Raw genomic sequence first — 15,569 nt, 5'->3', positions numbered from 1 at the left:
AATTACTGAACGCGCGTCCAGGTCTGCCCGCGACAGACCAGACCACCAGCAACGCAGCCTTTGACGGTCAGTTGATTCTGGCTGTCCAGAGTCATCTTCGAGTTATAGGTCTTGTCGCGGTCTGGGGCCCAGATCTTGCCATTGTCATAGCTCCCGTCACCTTCAGGGACCATGTCCCAAATGATTTGCTTGCCCAGATTCTCGTATTCCAAGTTTTGATTGCCGCTGCCATCAAATGCACTGTCAATGGTTCCGCAGACGGCGCTGCCGCATTCCGAAATGGATACGTGCAGGTAACCGCCTTCATCACCTGCTTGGGTTTTCCAGATGCCATCGACCGGATCGGCAAAAGCACCGGTGGCCAGTGCTACAAAACCGGCGGCAAGAGTGAGTTTCTTCATAATCAACCTCCCTGATTTGCGGGCAGTCTGACCCGAGGCGTGCGTGTGGGCAAGAATGACCCAGCGTCGCGTTGCATCCCCTGCCCCGCCTGTGCGATATGCCGCGCGTGTAACACTTAGATAGGGCCGCCCGACATGATCCTCTACCCCGCCATCGACCTGAAAGACGGCAACGCCGTTCGCCTGCTGCGCGGAGAAATGGACAAAGCCACCGTGTTCAACGAGGACCCGGCAGCGCAGGCGCGCGCTTTTGTCGAGGCCGGGTGTGAATGGCTGCATCTGGTCGACCTGAACGGCGCGTTTGCGGGCGAGCCGGTCAATGCCGCCCCGGTCGAGGCGATTCTGAAAGCCTGCGATGTACCCGCGCAGCTGGGCGGCGGCATCCGCGACATGGCAACCATCGAGACCTGGATCGACAAGGGACTGGCGCGCGTCATTCTGGGCACTGTCGCCGTCGAAAACCCCGATCTGGTGCGCGAAGCGTCCAAAGCATTCCCGGGCAAAGTCGCCGTGGGCATCGATGCACGCAACGGTATGGTTGCGACCAAAGGCTGGGCCGAGGAAACCGACGTGCAGGTCACTGACCTTGCCCGCAGTTTCGAGGACGCAGGCGTTGCCGCGATCATCTACACCGACATCAACCGCGATGGCGCGATGCAGGGCCCGAATATCGAGGCGACGGCCGCTCTGGCGCAGGCTGTGTCGATCCCGGTGATTGCTTCGGGCGGTGTCAGTTCACTGGACGACCTGATCGCCCTGCGCGACTGCGGCGTTGAGTTGAACGGCGCTATTTCGGGTCGCGCGCTTTATGATGGCGCGATTGACCTGGCCGAGGCCATTCGCGCCCTGTCTTAACCCCTACTGCGCGGCAGCCGAAGTCAGATTGTTCAGCGCACCACGCATCTTTTCGATCACGGGCGAGTTTTCGACATCATCAAGCTCGTCCATGGTCTCTTTCGGGTCTTCATAGGCCAGCCAGACCTGCCCGTTTTCGTCCTCATAAGCCTGCACTTTCAGCGGCAGGAACAGACCAGCGCGCGGATCAATCTGCATCGCTGGCGTGCCCAGTGCGGGGTTGCCAAAGATCAGAAGCTGATTGGGCGGGATGGGTGTGCCAACCTTCTCGGCCCCTGCCGCGTGATCGATCCGGGCAAAGACGGTTGCGCCTGCATTGCCCACTGCAGCCTCAAGCGCGTCCAGCGCCTCGGCCACGGATTTGTCGGTTTCCACCTTGATGATATCGTCTGCCATTGCGGCGACTGCTCCTGCAAAAATGAATGTGGTCGTCAAAAAGAGGTTTCGCATCTCATTGATCTCCTGCTGAATTTGGGAACAGTTTTCACAGCTTTGAGAGGGGTGGCAATCACAAGTCTGGCATCGGCGGGGCTTTGCCGGTAGAGGTGCGCTCAACAAAGGACGACCCATGCTGAAAACCCGTATCATTCCCTGTCTGGATGTTGCCGATGGCCGCGTGGTCAAAGGTGTGAATTTTGTGGGCCTGCGCGATGCGGGCGACCCGGTGGAATCGGCCAAGGCCTATGACGCCGCCGGGGCGGATGAGATCTGTTTTCTGGACATCCACGCCACGCATGAAAACCGGGGCACCATGTTCGACGTGGTGCAGCGCACGGCAGAGCAGTGTTTCGTGCCCCTGACCGTGGGCGGCGGCGTGCGCACCAAGGACGACGTGCGGGCCCTGTTGCTGGCGGGGGCGGATAAGGTCAGCTTCAACTCGGCTGCGGTGGCAAACCCGGACGTGATCGCCGAGGCTGCGGATCAGTTTGGCAGCCAGTGCATCGTCTGCGCCATCGACGCCAAGACCGTCAGCCTCGGCAAGTGGGAGATTTTCACCCATGGCGGCCGCAAACCCACCGGCATAGACGCGGTGGAATTTGCTAAGACCGTTGTGGCCAAGGGTGCTGGGGAAATCCTACTGACCTCGATGGATCGTGATGGCACCAAGGCGGGGTTCAACCTGCCTTTGACTCGCGCGATCTCGGACGCGGTGGATGTTCCGGTGATCGCAAGCGGGGGCGTCGGCAATCTGGACCATCTGGTCGAGGGTGTGACCGAAGGCGGCGCAAGTGCCGTTCTGGCGGCATCCATCTTCCATTTCGGCGAATACACCATTCGCGAGGCCAAGGAACATATGGCCGCCGCTGGCATCCCGATGAGGCTGACATGAGCATTCTGAACGATCTGGCCGCCACCATTGAGGCCCGCAAAACCGCCGACCCTGAATCGAGCTGGACCGCCAAGCTGCTGGCCAAAGGCCCCGAGAAATGCGCCGAGAAATTCGGGGAAGAGGCCGTTGAAGCCATCATCGAAGCCGTCAAGAATGACAAGGCGGGGCTGACCTCCGAGGCGGCGGATGTGTTGTATCACCTGCTGGTCATGCTGGCGGCGCGGGACGTGGCACTAGACGATGTGCTGGCCGAACTGGCGCGGCGTCAGGGCCTCAGCGGTATCGCCGAAAAGGCCGCGCGCCCCAAGGGGTAAGCTGCGGGGTTTCGCTGCGACCGCCCCGGCCCTATGATCGGGCTGTGCGGTCTGTAACCCTAAGGGCATGAGAATGATCAGAGCTTTGGCCTTTGTTCTGGCCCTTGTGACGTTGGGGGCCTGTGCGTCCCCGCCCCCGTCGACCGGCGATGAAGCCCAGCGTCTGGCCACCGAAATTCGCGAATTGGGCCCCGGCATCGATCCCGAAGAGGCCGACCGCGCCGCCCGGGTCGCCTATGCCTATACCGCGCAACTGGTGCAGGAATACCAGATCACCGACCCGCCCCTGATCCACAATGCCAAGGTCAACAATGGGCTGCGCCCGCGCGGGTTGTGCTGGCATTGGGCCGAAGATGTCGAACGACGTCTGAAGCAGGAACAGTTCCAGACACTGACCCTGCACCGCGCCATCGCCAATGCGGACAATCCGTTCCGAATCGACCACAGCACCGCCATCATCAGCCGCGCCGGAGACCCTATGGACCAAGGCATCGTGCTGGACCCGTGGCGCTATGGCGGCGTGCTGTACTGGTCCCCCCTGTCCGAGGACACAAGATACGATTGGGTGCCACGCAATGTGGTTCTGGAAAAGCGTCGCCAGACGCAGGTGGCCCGGCTGAGGCCCTACCCGGCTGAATAAGCTAAAGCTTGGATGAGATGATGCCGGTGCTGAATCCACCCATGCGCAACTCGCCAAACAGGCGCTGATATTCGATCTTCGGGCAACGGTTCATCACCACCTCAACGCCGCGCGCCTGCGCTTTGGCAGCGGCCTCGGCGTGTTCGACGCCGATCTGCATCCAGACGGTCTGCAGATCGGGGAAGACCTCCAACGCCTCATCCACAATCGGCGGAACGGCTTCGGACCGTCGGAAGATATCCACCATATCGACGGGCTCGGAAATCTCGGCCAAGCTGCCGCGCACTGTCTGACCAAACAGGTCCTTGCCCGCGTGGCCCGGATTGACAGGGATCACGGTATACCCCTTCAGCGACAGGTAGCGCGCCACGTAATAGCTGGGCCGCACAGGATTCATCGAAACGCCGACAACAGCAACACGTTTGGTGCACTGCAGGATACCTTTCAGATGATCATCGGAATAGTCAGGCATAGCGGCATCCTAAGCACAGACCGCAAAAAGAAAAAAGCGCCCAAGAAGCCTTGGGCGCCAGTTGTTGGAACGAGGGACAGTGAAATGACCCGCGGCAGTTCCGTTCCGCGGTCACTGTGACATTTAAGCATGATCCGGATGAAAAAAAGAGGGGGCCTTCTTTTTTGTGATGACTTTTCACAAAAAGCGGAAACCGGCCTATTCCTCGTACAAAACCACCGGCCAGTTCTGTTCGGCCATCTGGATGTATTCCGACCTGTCCTGCTGCCAGATCTGCTCGATTTCCGGCGAATGCGTCAGGTACAGTCGGCCATCTACCACCTGCCACGCCATCGGGTCGGTGCTTTTCAGCACACCCTTGGCCATCGCGTAGGAACAATACCCACCGAATTGCGGCGCATAGGCGCGCGGATTGCTTTCAAAACGCTCGCGGTTTTCCTGCGACGCGAAATGCCATTCGGCCCCTTTCCACATCACGGCAATCGTCGGCTGACCCTGAATCGGAACGTCGCTGTCAAAATAAGACACGGGATCGTACCCCGCCATCGCGGCCCCTTCGGTCGCGAAATAGACAGGTTTATCCTGCGCCTGAACGGCAGGCGCCAAGGCCAAAGCAAATATTGCACCAAAGATGGAGCGACGACAAAGCATCACGGAACCCACAACTGAGAATCGAGAGTATCAAAGTGCAATTTTTTGACGCTTCGGGAACCCCTGTTGACGCGGTTGTGAACGCCTGTGCTGCCTGGGTTGCAGTTTAGTCGAAAATATCCTCGATCACGTCCCAGGCTTCGTCCAGCACCCGATACAACACGCTTTTCTTCTTTTTTTTCTTGCGTGCCTTGGGCGGGGCAACATGGCTGATTGCGGTGCGTTCCTGCCTGGGCTTTGCCACTTTGCGCTTTGGCAGCTTCTTCAGGTCATGCAACGGCGCGCCGCAATTGGAACAGCTCAACTCGTGCCGGTTCTTACCGGTCAGAATCAGCGCAGCCCGGGTCCCGCAGTAACAGCAGGTGGCGATTTTGGATGGTCCGGAAATGACGCTCTCCTGTTCAATGGTGACGTGAGGCATATAAGGCGATTGCCGCCGCATTTGAGACGTTCAGGGACCCGAACCCGCCGGATGCGTCAATTTTCACCAGCTGATCAACCGTTTCCTTGGTCTTTTGCCGCAATCCCGGCCCTTCGGCGCCCAGCACCAGGGCCACGGGCCGGTCGCGCTGATCGCCCAGGGCGGTTTCGATCGTCTCTTGCGCCTCACCGTCCAGCCCAAGCACCAGAAAGCCCATTTCCTGCAATTCGGTGATCGTGTCGGCCAGATTACGCACCCGAAGATAGGGCTGACGCTCCAACGCGCCGCTGGCCGTTTTCGCCAGCGCCCCGGTTTCAGGGGCCGAATGGTGCCGCGTTCCGATCACGGCGCTTGCGCCCAGAACCTCGGCCGAGCGCAGAATCGCCCCCACGTTATGCGGGTCGGTCACCCGGTCCAGCAGGATCACGCGCGGGTGTTCGCGCCCGATGCAGTTTTCAGCCAGACCGCCCCACTCCAGCGGCTTGACCTCAAGCGCCGCACCCTGATGGACCGAGCCTGCATCGATGGGTGCCGTGAACTTGCGCGGATCGACCATCTCGGCCTCGATCCCTGAAAACTCAATGGCTTCGGCCAGTTTGTCGCGGGCATTTCGGGTCACGATCAGGCGCAGTTTTTGGCGTTTGGGGTTCATCAGAGCATCGCGTACGGCGTGAAGGCCGAACAACCAAACGGTCTCTGCAGCAGCGGCTTTTCGCGCCTGTTCCTTTTCGACAACCCACTTGGGTTTTTTCATTTTGGGGGCCTCCGGGCCGGGAATTCGGTTTCCTGCGTCAAAGCGGAATTTTCCTGTTGACGCTCCTTTGGTGCGCTAGTAATCACGCCTCCACGTCAGGTGCAACGCCTGACAGTGGGCGACAGGCCGCAAGGTGTGGCAGGGGACTGTAACTCCCTCGCGGAGACGCACGCCTGGTTCGATTCCAGGGTCGCCCACCACTTCTCCATATACATGAAATCAACGCAATGCGCGGTTATAACGTACGCTTGGCAGGCCTTTTCGCTTGCGGATCTCCGTTCGGACCCGCCGCCCCAAAACCACGCTTTTTATGCCACAAGTTGCCACGAAGCTCTATTGCCCGTCGAAACCGGCGCGTCCGATAACAACAACGTTCTAGAACGTGCTCTTGTCGAATCAAGGTGTTTCGTGTTCTGTCGCCCGCGATGGTTCCCGACCGCGTTCTGCGCGTAGGGATAAAAGGGAATACGGTGCGGCCCCATAGCCAATTCCGTGACTGCCCCCGCAACTGTAGGCGGCGAGCGACCCGAGATCGTCCACTGGGCATTTGCCTGGGAAGGATCGGGACAGCGTTGACCCGCAAGTCAGGAGACCTGCCATCCGAATTTGAATGAACCTGGGCGGGGTGTCCCAGAGGGAGATGACAATGTTTCAAACGGCCTGTGCCGTCCAAAACCTTGCACTCGCTTTGCCCTCGACCTCGCGAAGGAGGCGATGCTTTTGTCATTGCAAACAAATGAATTTCCACCCTGCAACCCGCATCAGGTGACCGTTGCCCCGGTGACCTGCAACACCCCTGTTTGCGCGCAAGCCATTGGGGTATCCCGATGACGCGGCACATTACCCATGACGACTCGGGTGCACGAGGGCGCTGCCTAACCGAATTCAGCGTTGTGGCGCTGATTGCTGGCGCTTTGGCCGTGTCGGCTGTGTTGTGTCTTGCGATTTACGTGGTGCTGTGATGACGGCTGTCTTGCAACTCCGCGATCTGACGCTTGGATACCCTGATCTGACGCTGTTCCGTCGCCTGTCCATGGATATTGAAGCCGGCACAACTCTGGCCGTTCTGGGGGCCAATGGGTCGGGCAAAAGCACGTTTGTGAAGATGCTGCTGGGTCTGCTGGATCCGCTTTCGGGCAGCATGAACTGGCCCAATGGCCGCCCCGGCGCCATCGGCTATTTGGCGCAAATGACCGAGTTTGACCGCCGCTTTCCCATCCGCGTGCGCGATCTGGCCGCGATGGGGGCCTGGCGTGGGTTTGGCTTCCGATCCGGTCTGGACCGCGCCGCGCGCGACCGGATGACCGCAGCACTGGACGAGGCCGGGGTTCTGGACATCGCCGACCGTCCGCTTCACATGCTGTCGGGTGGCCAGCTTCAGCGCGCCCTGTTCGCGCGTGTCATCATGCAGGACGCCCCTTTGATCCTGCTGGACGAACCCTTTGCCGCCGTTGACCAAAGCACCGAGGCGCATCTGCTGACGATCATCCGCCGCTGGCGGGATGAGGGCCGCGCCGTTGTGCTGGTCGTGCATGACCTGTCATCGGTTCTGGACCATTGCAGCCATGCCCTGCTGTTGGGCGGGCAAGAAGCGACCCATGGTCCGGTGAATGACGTCCTGACGCCCGACCGGCTGGTCGCGCAGGGGTATCTGTCCGAAAGTCAGGCCTCGTGGATGTTCCGTGGAAACCCTTCAGCATCGGAGCATGCCCGTGTTTGATCTGCTTACCGAAATGTGGAGCTTTGCCTTCATGCGCCGCGCCTTTGTGGCGACCACCGTTCTGTCGGCCTCGGTCGCACCGGTGGGGGCATTCCTTGTCCTGCGCCGCCTGTCTCTGGCGGGTGAAGCCATGGCCCATGCGATCACGCCCGGTATCGTCATCGGGTTCGTGACGGCAGGTCTGTCGGTCATGTCGCTGCTGGTCGGCGGGCTGATTGCAGGCGTCGGCGTGGCCATTCTGACGGCATTGCTGGCGCGCCGGACGATCCTGCGCAGCGATGCCAGCCTTGCCTCGCTGTACCTGATCGCCTTGGCGGTGGGGATATTCATTCTATCCGCAGCCGGATCCGCCGTTCCGCTGAAAAGCTTCCTGTTCGGTTCGATCCTGGGGATTGACGATGCGTCGATGATGCTGGTGGGTGGGGTCGCGACCGTGACGCTGGTGGCCTTTGCTGTCCTGCTGCGCCCCTTGATTGTCAGCACCTGCGATCCGGTGTTTTTCGAAACCCAGACGCGCCGCCCCTGGCTGGTCGATCAGGGCTTTATGCTGCTGCTGGTTCTGAACCTGCTGGCCGCGTTCAAGACGCTGGGCACGCTGATGGCCGTCGGCCTGATGATCCTGCCCGCAACCGCCGCGCGGTATTGGGCAAGCACCATCACGGCACAACTGGTTCTGGGCTTCATCTTTGCCCTGTCCAGCTGCTGGATCGGTCTGACCCTGTCCTACCTGTTCCCCGACACGCCATCCGGCCCGGCCATCGTGCTGGTCGCGGGCGGGTTCTTCCTGTTTTCGGCCATCTTCGGGCCGCTTGGTTTTGGCGGACGGCTGCGCAAACTGTCCGTTTCGAAAGACATCCCCGTTGCGCAAGTTCCACAAGAAGAGAGAGCTCAATGACTCTTATGAAATCCCTCTATTCCGGTATTGCCACGGCATCCCTCGCACTGGTTGCCCTGCCAGCCTATGCAGGCGAAGACCACGTCAAGGTCGTCGCCAGCTTCTCGATCCTCGGCGACATGGTCGAAGAGGTCGTGAGCGATCTGGCCGAAGTGACCACAATCGTTGGCCCCGATGCGGACGCGCATGTCTATCAGCCATCGGTTGCGGACGCCAAGGCCGTGGCCCAAGCGGACATCATCTTTGTCAACGGTCTGGGCTTTGAGACATGGTCCGACACGCTGATCGCGGAATCGGGCACCGAAGCCACCGTGCATGTCGCAACCGACGGCATCACGCCGGTCGAGGTCGACGGTGCAATTGACCCCCACGCCTGGAACTCGCTGTTGAACGGCGTGATCTACGTGACCAACGTGGCGGACGCGATGAAAGGCGCCATGCCCGAGCATGCGGATGAAATCGCCGCCAATGCCGACGCGTATATCGCCAAGCTGGAGGCACTGGACGCCGAAACCAAAACCAAACTGGCGAACCTGCCCGCAGACCGCCGCACTGTCGTCACTGCCCATGACGCGTTCGGCTATCTGGCGGACGCCTATGGCATGACCTTCCTGGCGCCAGTCGGCATCGACACCGAAGCCGAGCCGTCCGCCAAGGAACTGGCCGTTCTGATCGACCAACTGAAAGCCGAAGGTGCGGCAGCCTTGTTTGTTGAAAACATCACCAGCCCGGCCTTGGTTCAGCAGATCTCGGACGAAACCGGTATTGAGATCGGTGGCCGTCTGTTTTCGGACGCCCTGTCCGAGCGTGGTGGCCCGGCCACAAGCTATCTGGCGATGTTCCAGCATAATCTGGGCACGCTGCTGACTGCGCTGGAAACCCAAGGCGCGAGCTGATGATACCCGGTCGAGGCGGTTTTCAAGCCGCCTCGTACCACCTCAGGCAGGTTGCAACCGGTTGCAGCCGCTTCGCAATAGTGCATAATCAAACCCAATGATTATCGCGACCCCACCCACACCCCAACCGCATGAACGGTACGCCCTGTGAGCGTGACTTTGAAAGATGTTGCGGCGCTTGCCGGGGTGTCCCGATCCGCCGTTTCGCGAACCTTTACCGAAGGGGCCTCGGTCTCGGCCAAGACGCGCAGTAAGGTTGAAAAAGCGGCGCGTGAGTTAGGCTACAGCCCAAATGCGCTGGCCTCATCGCTGACGACCGGGCGGACCAAGCTGATCGGCCTGATCTCCAACAACTTCCACAACCCGATCTTTCTTGAGGTGTTCGACCAGTTCACCCGCGCGCTGCAGGAGCGCGGCTTGCGCCCGCTGATCGTAAACCTGACGGACGAGACCGAGCCTGCCAATTCCGTGCGAATGCTGCGTCAGTATTCAGTCGATGCGGTCATTGTCGCGTCATCAACCCTGCCCCCCAGTTTTGCCAAAGCGTTCCACGATGCGGGCGTGCCGGTTGTGCACACCTTCGGACGGTCGGCGACCTCGCCCGAGGTGCATGTGGTCGGCATCGATAACGTTGAATGCGGGCGCATGGCGGCGCGCGAGCTTGTTTCGCGCGGGTACAAGCGCGTCGGCTACCTCGGTGGGCCAAAAGATGCGACCTCGGCCATGGATCGGTATCGGGGGTTCATTGAGGAAACCGATCAGCACCCCGACCTGGACGTGTCGCATTCCTTCGCCGACAACTATTCGTTCGAGGCGGGGCGCGCGGAAATGCTGCGCCTGCTGCAAGGCAAACCCGCCGAAGGGTATTTCTGCGGCGACGACATCCTGTCTATCGGTGCGCTGTCAGCGCTCAAGGATCATGGGCTGAAACCCGGCAAGGACATCGGCGTCATCGGCCTGAACGACATGGAAATGGCCCGGTGGGAAAGCGTCGATCTGACGACCATTCACCAGCCGATCAAGCAGATCATCACCTCATCCGTTGATCTGGTCGAGGAGATGCTGAAAGAGCCTCAGAGATACCCTGAGGCCCGGATTTTCCCCTGTCGGGTGATCGAGCGGGGCACGTTGCGGCGGCCCCGCCCTTGATCAGCGAAACATCGGCGGGCGGGCGTCTTTCCAAGCGCCGTCCTCGTTGCCGGACGCGACAGCGGCGTGGACTGCCGCGATAGACCGCACCCCATCCGCAGCGCCGGGCAAGCCGTCGCGCGTCTCGCCCCGGATCGCGTCAGCCAGATCGCAGTAGATATTGGCCACGGCCAGCGGAAAGCCTTCGGGGTGCGCAATCGCCACCCGCGACAGGCGCTGCACTTCATCGTGCAGCCCGCCCTCGCCCTTTTCGATGATCTGGGTGCGCCCACCGACAGGCGTGTAAATCAACTGGTTCGGCTGCTCGGACGCCCAGCGCAACCCACCGGTTTCGCCGAACACCTGAATGTCGAACCCGTGCTGCCGCCCGATGGCAACGGATGAAGTCCACAGCCGCCCGACCGTGCCGCCTTCCATCCGGAAATTCACCATCGCGTCGTCTTCCAGTTCCCGGCTGGAGATGGTCGAGGCCATATCAGCGGACAAGGACTTCACCTCGTCATCGCAGATGAAACTGGCCATATGCAGCGCGTGGATGCCACAATCCGCGAATTGGCCCGAGACACCCGCCATCGCCGGATCGTAGCGCCAGCGCACGCGCGGGTTGTCGGCATCCGTGGCATCGCCGTGGTGCCCATGGCTGAAATTGGTGACAACCAGACGGACCTTGCCAATATCACCCGCCCGTACCATGGCGCGGGCCTGACGAACCATCGGATAGGCCGAATAGCAATAGTTGACCGCGCAGATCTTGCCCGAGGCTTCTGCGACGCGAACGATCTCTTCGCCCTCTTCAACCGTCATCGTCATCGGCTTTTCGCACAGCACGTTGAACCCGGCTTCCAGAAACGCCTTGGCGATCTCGAAATGGGTCGAGTTTGGCGTGGCAATCGTCACCAGATCGACGCGATCATCGCGGTCTTTCTCCCCCGCCAGCATCTCTTGCCAATTGCCATAAGCGCGGTCGGCAGCAATACCCAACCGTTGCGCATATTCACGGCCCACCTCGGGCCGATGATCCAGCGCGCCTGCGGCGAATTCGAACATCCCGTCCGCCTGCGCGCCCAACTGGTGGGCGGGCCCGATCTGGCTGCCTTCTCCACCGCCGATCATGCCCCATTTCAGCTTTGCCATGGTCTTGGTCTCTCTATCGATTGTATCGTTAAGCGATCAGAAATCGCTGATGTTTTTCCACTGCCGCTGGTCCGAGGAAGCCAGCGCCGCCGCCAGCACCCGGTTGACCTGATGCCCGTCGCGGAATGTGGGCCAGATCGCTTCGCCTGTGTGGATAGCCCGCAGGAAATCCTTGGCCTCGATGATGATCTGATCCTGATAGCCGGTGCCGTGGCCGGGTCCCTGACAGAAGGGTTCGTAATCCGGATGTGCCGGGCCAGTCAGGATTTTGGTGAATCCCCGCTGCGCCTCGGGCCCTTCGCGCCGATAAAGCCATAGGGCATTCTGATCTTCCTGATCAAAGCGGATCGCGCCTTTTGTTCCCGAAATCTCATAGGCATAGCCCATCTTCCGCCCCGTCGCGACGCGGCTGAAATAGAGGTTCCCCATCACGCCATTTTCAAACCTGCACATCATCTGCGCGTGATCGTCATTTGTGACCTCTCCGCCGGGGCGGGTGCGGTGCACGGTTTCCACATCGGCCATGACCTGCGCAATTGGTCCGATCAAAGCCATCGCGCCGTTCACCATATGCGGGGCCAGATCACCGATTGTTCCATTGGCCATCCCCGTCGTGCGCCATGTGGCGGGGGCTTGCGGGTCAGCATAGAAATCCTCGGTATGCTCGCCCCGAAACCAGGTGACATTGCCAATCTCGCCCTCGGCGATCAACTGGCGGGCGTACTGGCTGGCAGGCGTGCGGATATAGTTGAAACCGACCATATTTACGGTACCCGCAGCCTCGGCAGCGTTGACCATCGCCTGACTGTCCTCAAGCGACGCACCCAGCGGTTTTTCGCACAAAACCGGCTTGCCCAAAGCAAAAGCTGCCTCGGCGATCTGGCGATGGGTTTCCTGCGGGGACGCGATCACCACAGCCTCGACCTTTGGGTCCTCGACCAAAGCGCGCCAGTCATGGGTCGCGCGCTGAAACCCATAGGCTTCCCGATACCGCTCGGCGCTTGCTGGCGTGGACGCGCAAATCACCTCAAGCCGAGGTCTGAGCGCCGTGTTGAACACCGCACCAACGGCGGACATGGCAACGGAATGCGCCTTGCCCATATAGCCGCCACCAACGATTCCAATTCCGATTTCAGGCATCTGTCACGGCTCCGAACATATCATTTGCAACCGGTTGCAAAATCAGTATCGTGTGAATCGATTCAACGCAAGGTCCAAACTTTGCCGACGCCCCTAAGCCGGAGGAATATGACGTGAGCGCTTTGATGGACGGTATCAAAGGGAACCGTTTTGCAGTTTTCGGGCGTGCTGGCATGGACCTGTTTGCCGATCCCATCAACGTCAAAAGCGAAGATGCCGAGACGTTCCACGCCGATCTTGGCGGATCCTCGGCCAATATCTGCGCGGGTCTGGTCAAGCTGGGCAGTCAGGCATCGCTGGTCACCTCGGTCTCGGATGACGCAATCGGGCGTTTTTGCCTGAACCGGCTGCGGCATTACGGGGTGGATACGTCCTATATTCGCGTTTTGGGCGGCGAATATCGCACTTCTCTGGCGTTGTATGAAAGCCGGACCGAGAACTTCCAGAACGTCATCTATCGCAACGGGGCCGTCGATTTTCAGGTGACCGAAGATGACGTGGACCGGGTCAACTATGGGGAATTCTCGGCTGTCCTGTCCGCCGGAACGGTATTCGCCTCGGAACCTTCCCGAAGCGCCACGTTCCGCGCTTTTGACAATGCACACAAAGCCGGGTTGCCGGTGATCTTCGATGTCGATTACCGGCCCTATAGCTGGCCCTCACCCGAGGTGGCCGCCGATGTCCTGTCCCGCGCCGGAGAGGCCAGCGACCTGATCGTCGGCAATGATGAAGAATTCGGTTTCATGGCCGGTGGCATCGAAAAAGGGTTCGACAAGGCCCGGGAACTGGCCTCGAAACCGGGCCGGGTTGTCATCTACAAGATGGGCGAAAAGGGTGCCGTGACCCTGACCGACGGGCAAGAGATTCAAACGGGCATCTACCCGGTCGATGCGATCAAACCCGTTGGCGCGGGTGACAGTTTCATGGCCGGGCTTTTGGCCTCGATCGCTGCTGGCGCTTCGCTGCAACAGGCCGTCCTGCGCGGTTCAGCCTGTGCGTCCATCGTGGTTTCCAATCCCGGCTGCGCGCCCGCCATGCCCACAACCCCGGAACTGGATGCGTTCCTTGCCGATCATCCCGGCCCGACCACATAGGAGTTTCCCATGCACATCGCGCCCTATGACAACCAGAACAAACCCATTGTGGATGCCGACGATCCGACGGTGCCGCTGAACTATTTCAACATCGTCAAACTGCGCCGTGGCGAGGCGTTCGAATATCAGGTACCGGGGTATGAGACCTGCATCGTGCCCGCCACCGGAAGTGTGGATGTAGATGTCGAAGGGGTGCAATTCCCCAAACTGGGCAACCGGGGCGAGGATGTCTGGGATGGCGAGCCCGAGGGCGTATACGTTCCGGTCGGGGCCAAGGCACAACTGGTTTGCGTGTCCGACGAGGCCGAAGTTTTCATCGCAGGCGCGAAGTTCGACAAGGTGCTGGATCCGTTCGACGTGCGCGAACATGACCTTGTGCAATATGGCAGCGATGACACCAAAACCCATCGTAAAATCAAGCACATCCTTGGCCAGAAACAACATGACAAGGTTGGTCGCCTGCTGGTGAGCGAGTTGTTCACGGTTGGTCAGGGCGGCTGGTCAGGTTTCCCCAGCCACAAGCACGACACCAACCGCCTGCCGGACGAGTCGCGCCATGACGAGACCTATAACTTCCGCTTCAAGCCCAACTGGGGCTCGGGCCTGCAAATGCTGCAGCGCGAGGACAACGAGCCGGGCGATGCCTATCACATCGTCGATGGCTCGACGATCTGCATCGACAAGGGCTATCACCCCTGCTGCGTGCTGCCGGGGTACGAGATGTATTATTTCACCATCCTCGGCGGTCTTAGCCAGCGGTCTCTGGTGCAGTATTTTCAGCCCACGCATGCCTATCAGATCGAAACGATTCCAGGCATCAAAGACATGATCGCGAAGTTCAAATGACCCTCGTCACACTGAAAGACGTCCTGCAACCGGCCTACGAACAAGGCTATGCCGTGGGCGGGCTTGTGACCCTCGGCTGGGAGGACATGCGCGCCTATGTGGCCGCGGCCGACGCCGAAAATGCCCCAGTGATCCTGCAAGCCGGACCCAGCTGCCGCGAGCACACCCCCCTGCCTATTCTGGGTAAGATGTTCCGGCATCTGGCCGAGAACGCTTCGGTGCCGGTAGTGGCCCACCTGGATCACGGCTATACGTTTGAGGAGTGCAAGATCGCACTGGACAGCGGCTTTACCTCGCTGATGTTCGACGGATCGCGCAAGCCCCTGCAGCAGAACATCGACGAGACTGCCGCAATTGCCGAGATGGCCCACGCGGCAGGCATTTCCTGCGAGGGCGAGATCGGGTTCGTGGGTTATTCCGGCGGCGAAGGCTCGAACGGGACCGACCCGACCGAGGCTGCGCAGTTCGCCCGCGACAGCGGCGTGGACGCGATGGCGATCTCGGTCGGCAATGTCCATTTACAGCAAAACAAGGAAGGCGGGCTCGACGAAGACCGCATCCGCCAGATCGACGCCATGACCGAGGTTCCACTGGTCATCCATGGTGGTTCAGGCGTGCCGGTCGAACAACGCGCGCGCCTCGCCCGCGAGACCGCAATTTGCAAGTTCAACATCGGAACCGAACTGCGCATGGCCTTTGGTCAGGCCCTGCGCGAGGCCGTGAATGCAGACCCCGACAGGTTCGACCGCGTGACCATCCTGAAGGAAACGCATGACCCCGTCGAGGCTGCTGCTCGCATGGTGATCCGCGCTTTTGGTGCGCCGTCGCAGCGATAGAAGCAAAAAGGCCCCGGAATG

Annotated in this window: 20 protein-coding genes, 1 tRNA gene and 1 riboswitch; of the genes, 13 read left to right on the top strand and 8 right to left on the bottom strand. The window is 60.5% G+C overall.

Annotated elements, in window-relative coordinates; genetic code table 11:
* Positions 1–2: 2 nt before the first annotated feature.
* On the bottom strand, positions 3–401 hold the full coding sequence (locus ACR0KX_RS02420; RefSeq protein ID WP_170452135.1) for a DUF2147 domain-containing protein: 399 nt from the start codon (positions 399–401) through the stop codon (positions 3–5).
* A gap of 135 nt (positions 402–536) precedes the next feature.
* Between ACR0KX_RS02420 and hisA the strand changes: the two genes are divergently transcribed.
* A complete protein-coding gene (hisA, locus tag ACR0KX_RS02415; RefSeq protein WP_480625700.1) occupies positions 537–1,256 on the top strand; it encodes a 1-(5-phosphoribosyl)-5-[(5-phosphoribosylamino)methylideneamino]imidazole-4-carboxamide isomerase in 720 nt (239 codons plus the stop codon).
* Positions 1,257–1,259: 3 nt separating this feature from the next.
* Here hisA and ACR0KX_RS02410 read toward each other — a convergent pair whose 3' ends face one another.
* The gene (locus tag ACR0KX_RS02410) at positions 1,260–1,652 is read right to left on the bottom strand and encodes a DUF302 domain-containing protein (RefSeq protein WP_170452139.1); all 393 of its coding nucleotides are present in this window, start codon (positions 1,650–1,652) and stop codon (positions 1,260–1,262) included.
* A gap of 172 nt (positions 1,653–1,824) precedes the next feature.
* On the opposite strand from ACR0KX_RS02410, the gene hisF reads away from it, so the two are divergent.
* The 3 genes from hisF to ACR0KX_RS02395 all read left to right on the top strand — a co-directional run bounded on the left by hisF (position 1,825) and on the right by ACR0KX_RS02395 (position 3,540).
* Positions 1,825–2,586, top strand: coding sequence for an imidazole glycerol phosphate synthase subunit HisF (gene hisF, locus ACR0KX_RS02405; RefSeq protein ID WP_170452141.1), 762 nt, complete (start codon positions 1,825–1,827; stop codon positions 2,584–2,586).
* Positions 2,583–2,900, top strand: coding sequence for a phosphoribosyl-ATP diphosphatase (locus ACR0KX_RS02400; protein WP_170452143.1), 318 nt, complete (start codon positions 2,583–2,585; stop codon positions 2,898–2,900). Before hisF ends, ACR0KX_RS02400 begins: the two co-directional genes overlap by 4 nt.
* Positions 2,901–2,973: 73 nt before the next feature.
* The gene (locus ACR0KX_RS02395) at positions 2,974–3,540 is read left to right on the top strand and encodes a hypothetical protein (RefSeq protein ID WP_480707804.1); all 567 of its coding nucleotides are present in this window, start codon (positions 2,974–2,976) and stop codon (positions 3,538–3,540) included.
* A 1-nt stretch (position 3,541) separates the two neighbouring features.
* On the opposite strand, the gene ACR0KX_RS02390 is transcribed toward ACR0KX_RS02395, so the two are convergent.
* The 4 genes from ACR0KX_RS02390 to rlmB all read right to left on the bottom strand — a co-directional run bounded on the left by ACR0KX_RS02390 (position 3,542) and on the right by rlmB (position 5,838).
* Positions 3,542–4,012 carry a CoA-binding protein gene (locus tag ACR0KX_RS02390; RefSeq protein ID WP_480582324.1) on the bottom strand — a complete coding sequence of 157 codons (471 nt, stop codon included), beginning with the start codon at positions 4,010–4,012 and terminating at the stop codon, positions 3,542–3,544.
* A 198-nt stretch (positions 4,013–4,210) separates the two neighbouring features.
* A complete protein-coding gene (locus ACR0KX_RS02385; RefSeq protein ID WP_480707803.1) occupies positions 4,211–4,618 on the bottom strand; it encodes a YHS domain-containing (seleno)protein in 408 nt (135 codons plus the stop codon).
* Between the two features lie 151 nt (positions 4,619–4,769).
* On the bottom strand, positions 4,770–5,105 hold the full coding sequence (locus ACR0KX_RS02380; protein ID WP_480707802.1) for a hypothetical protein: 336 nt from the start codon (positions 5,103–5,105) through the stop codon (positions 4,770–4,772).
* Positions 5,065–5,838: a 23S rRNA (guanosine(2251)-2'-O)-methyltransferase RlmB gene (gene rlmB, locus ACR0KX_RS02375; RefSeq protein ID WP_480707801.1), complete on the bottom strand. Its 774-nt coding sequence runs from the start codon at positions 5,836–5,838 to the stop codon at positions 5,065–5,067. The genes ACR0KX_RS02380 and rlmB overlap by 41 nt, the downstream gene beginning before the upstream one ends.
* Positions 5,839–5,954: 116 nt before the next feature.
* Here rlmB and ACR0KX_RS02370 point away from each other — a divergent pair.
* The 6 genes from ACR0KX_RS02370 (at position 5,955) to ACR0KX_RS02345 (ending at position 10,498) form a co-directional block, all read left to right on the top strand.
* Positions 5,955–6,038 (top strand) — tRNA-Tyr (locus tag ACR0KX_RS02370).
* A 209-nt stretch (positions 6,039–6,247) separates the two neighbouring features.
* A riboswitch (cobalamin riboswitch) is annotated at positions 6,248–6,453 on the top strand.
* Between the two features lie 212 nt (positions 6,454–6,665).
* Positions 6,666–6,800 carry a hypothetical protein gene (locus ACR0KX_RS02365; RefSeq protein ID WP_480707800.1) on the top strand — a complete coding sequence of 45 codons (135 nt, stop codon included), beginning with the start codon at positions 6,666–6,668 and terminating at the stop codon, positions 6,798–6,800.
* On the top strand, positions 6,800–7,558 hold the full coding sequence (locus tag ACR0KX_RS02360) for a metal ABC transporter ATP-binding protein (protein ID WP_170452197.1): 759 nt from the start codon (positions 6,800–6,802) through the stop codon (positions 7,556–7,558). The genes ACR0KX_RS02365 and ACR0KX_RS02360 overlap by 1 nt, the downstream gene beginning before the upstream one ends.
* Positions 7,551–8,453: a metal ABC transporter permease gene (locus ACR0KX_RS02355; RefSeq protein ID WP_480707799.1), complete on the top strand. Its 903-nt coding sequence runs from the start codon at positions 7,551–7,553 to the stop codon at positions 8,451–8,453. The genes ACR0KX_RS02360 and ACR0KX_RS02355 overlap by 8 nt, the downstream gene beginning before the upstream one ends.
* Positions 8,450–9,349 carry a metal ABC transporter solute-binding protein, Zn/Mn family gene (locus ACR0KX_RS02350; RefSeq protein ID WP_170622346.1) on the top strand — a complete coding sequence of 300 codons (900 nt, stop codon included), beginning with the start codon at positions 8,450–8,452 and terminating at the stop codon, positions 9,347–9,349. Before ACR0KX_RS02355 ends, ACR0KX_RS02350 begins: the two co-directional genes overlap by 4 nt.
* Before the next feature lie 147 nt (positions 9,350–9,496).
* Positions 9,497–10,498, top strand: a complete 1,002-nt coding sequence (locus ACR0KX_RS02345) for a LacI family DNA-binding transcriptional regulator (protein ID WP_170622345.1) — start codon at positions 9,497–9,499, stop codon at positions 10,496–10,498.
* On the opposite strand, the gene ACR0KX_RS02340 is transcribed toward ACR0KX_RS02345, so the two are convergent.
* Together ACR0KX_RS02340 and ACR0KX_RS02335 are read right to left on the bottom strand one after the other, a co-directional pair.
* A complete protein-coding gene (locus ACR0KX_RS02340; RefSeq protein WP_170622344.1) occupies positions 10,499–11,632 on the bottom strand; it encodes a Gfo/Idh/MocA family protein in 1,134 nt (377 codons plus the stop codon).
* 36 nt (positions 11,633–11,668) lie between these two features.
* Positions 11,669–12,772 (bottom strand): Gfo/Idh/MocA family protein, encoded by a 1,104-nt coding sequence (locus ACR0KX_RS02335; RefSeq protein ID WP_170622343.1) that lies wholly within the window; start codon positions 12,770–12,772, stop codon positions 11,669–11,671.
* A 125-nt stretch (positions 12,773–12,897) separates the two neighbouring features.
* Here ACR0KX_RS02335 and iolC point away from each other — a divergent pair, with 125 nt between their 5' ends.
* Genes iolC through ACR0KX_RS02320 form a run of 3 tightly spaced genes read left to right on the top strand, consistent with a single transcriptional unit; the run spans position 12,898 to position 15,548 of the window.
* Entirely contained in the window at positions 12,898–13,866 is a 969-nt protein-coding gene (gene iolC / locus ACR0KX_RS02330) for a 5-dehydro-2-deoxygluconokinase (protein WP_170622659.1), read from the top strand.
* Positions 13,867–13,875: 9 nt separating this feature from the next.
* Positions 13,876–14,712 carry a 5-deoxy-glucuronate isomerase gene (locus ACR0KX_RS02325; RefSeq protein ID WP_170622342.1) on the top strand — a complete coding sequence of 279 codons (837 nt, stop codon included), beginning with the start codon at positions 13,876–13,878 and terminating at the stop codon, positions 14,710–14,712.
* The gene (locus ACR0KX_RS02320) at positions 14,709–15,548 is read left to right on the top strand and encodes a class II fructose-bisphosphate aldolase (RefSeq protein ID WP_170622341.1); all 840 of its coding nucleotides are present in this window, start codon (positions 14,709–14,711) and stop codon (positions 15,546–15,548) included. The genes ACR0KX_RS02325 and ACR0KX_RS02320 overlap by 4 nt, the downstream gene beginning before the upstream one ends.
* The last annotated feature ends 21 nt before the right edge of the window (positions 15,549–15,569 follow it).

Source organism: Ruegeria sp. BG5 (assembly GCF_056538425.1).
This window is presented reverse-complemented; position numbering and strand designations above follow the sequence as displayed.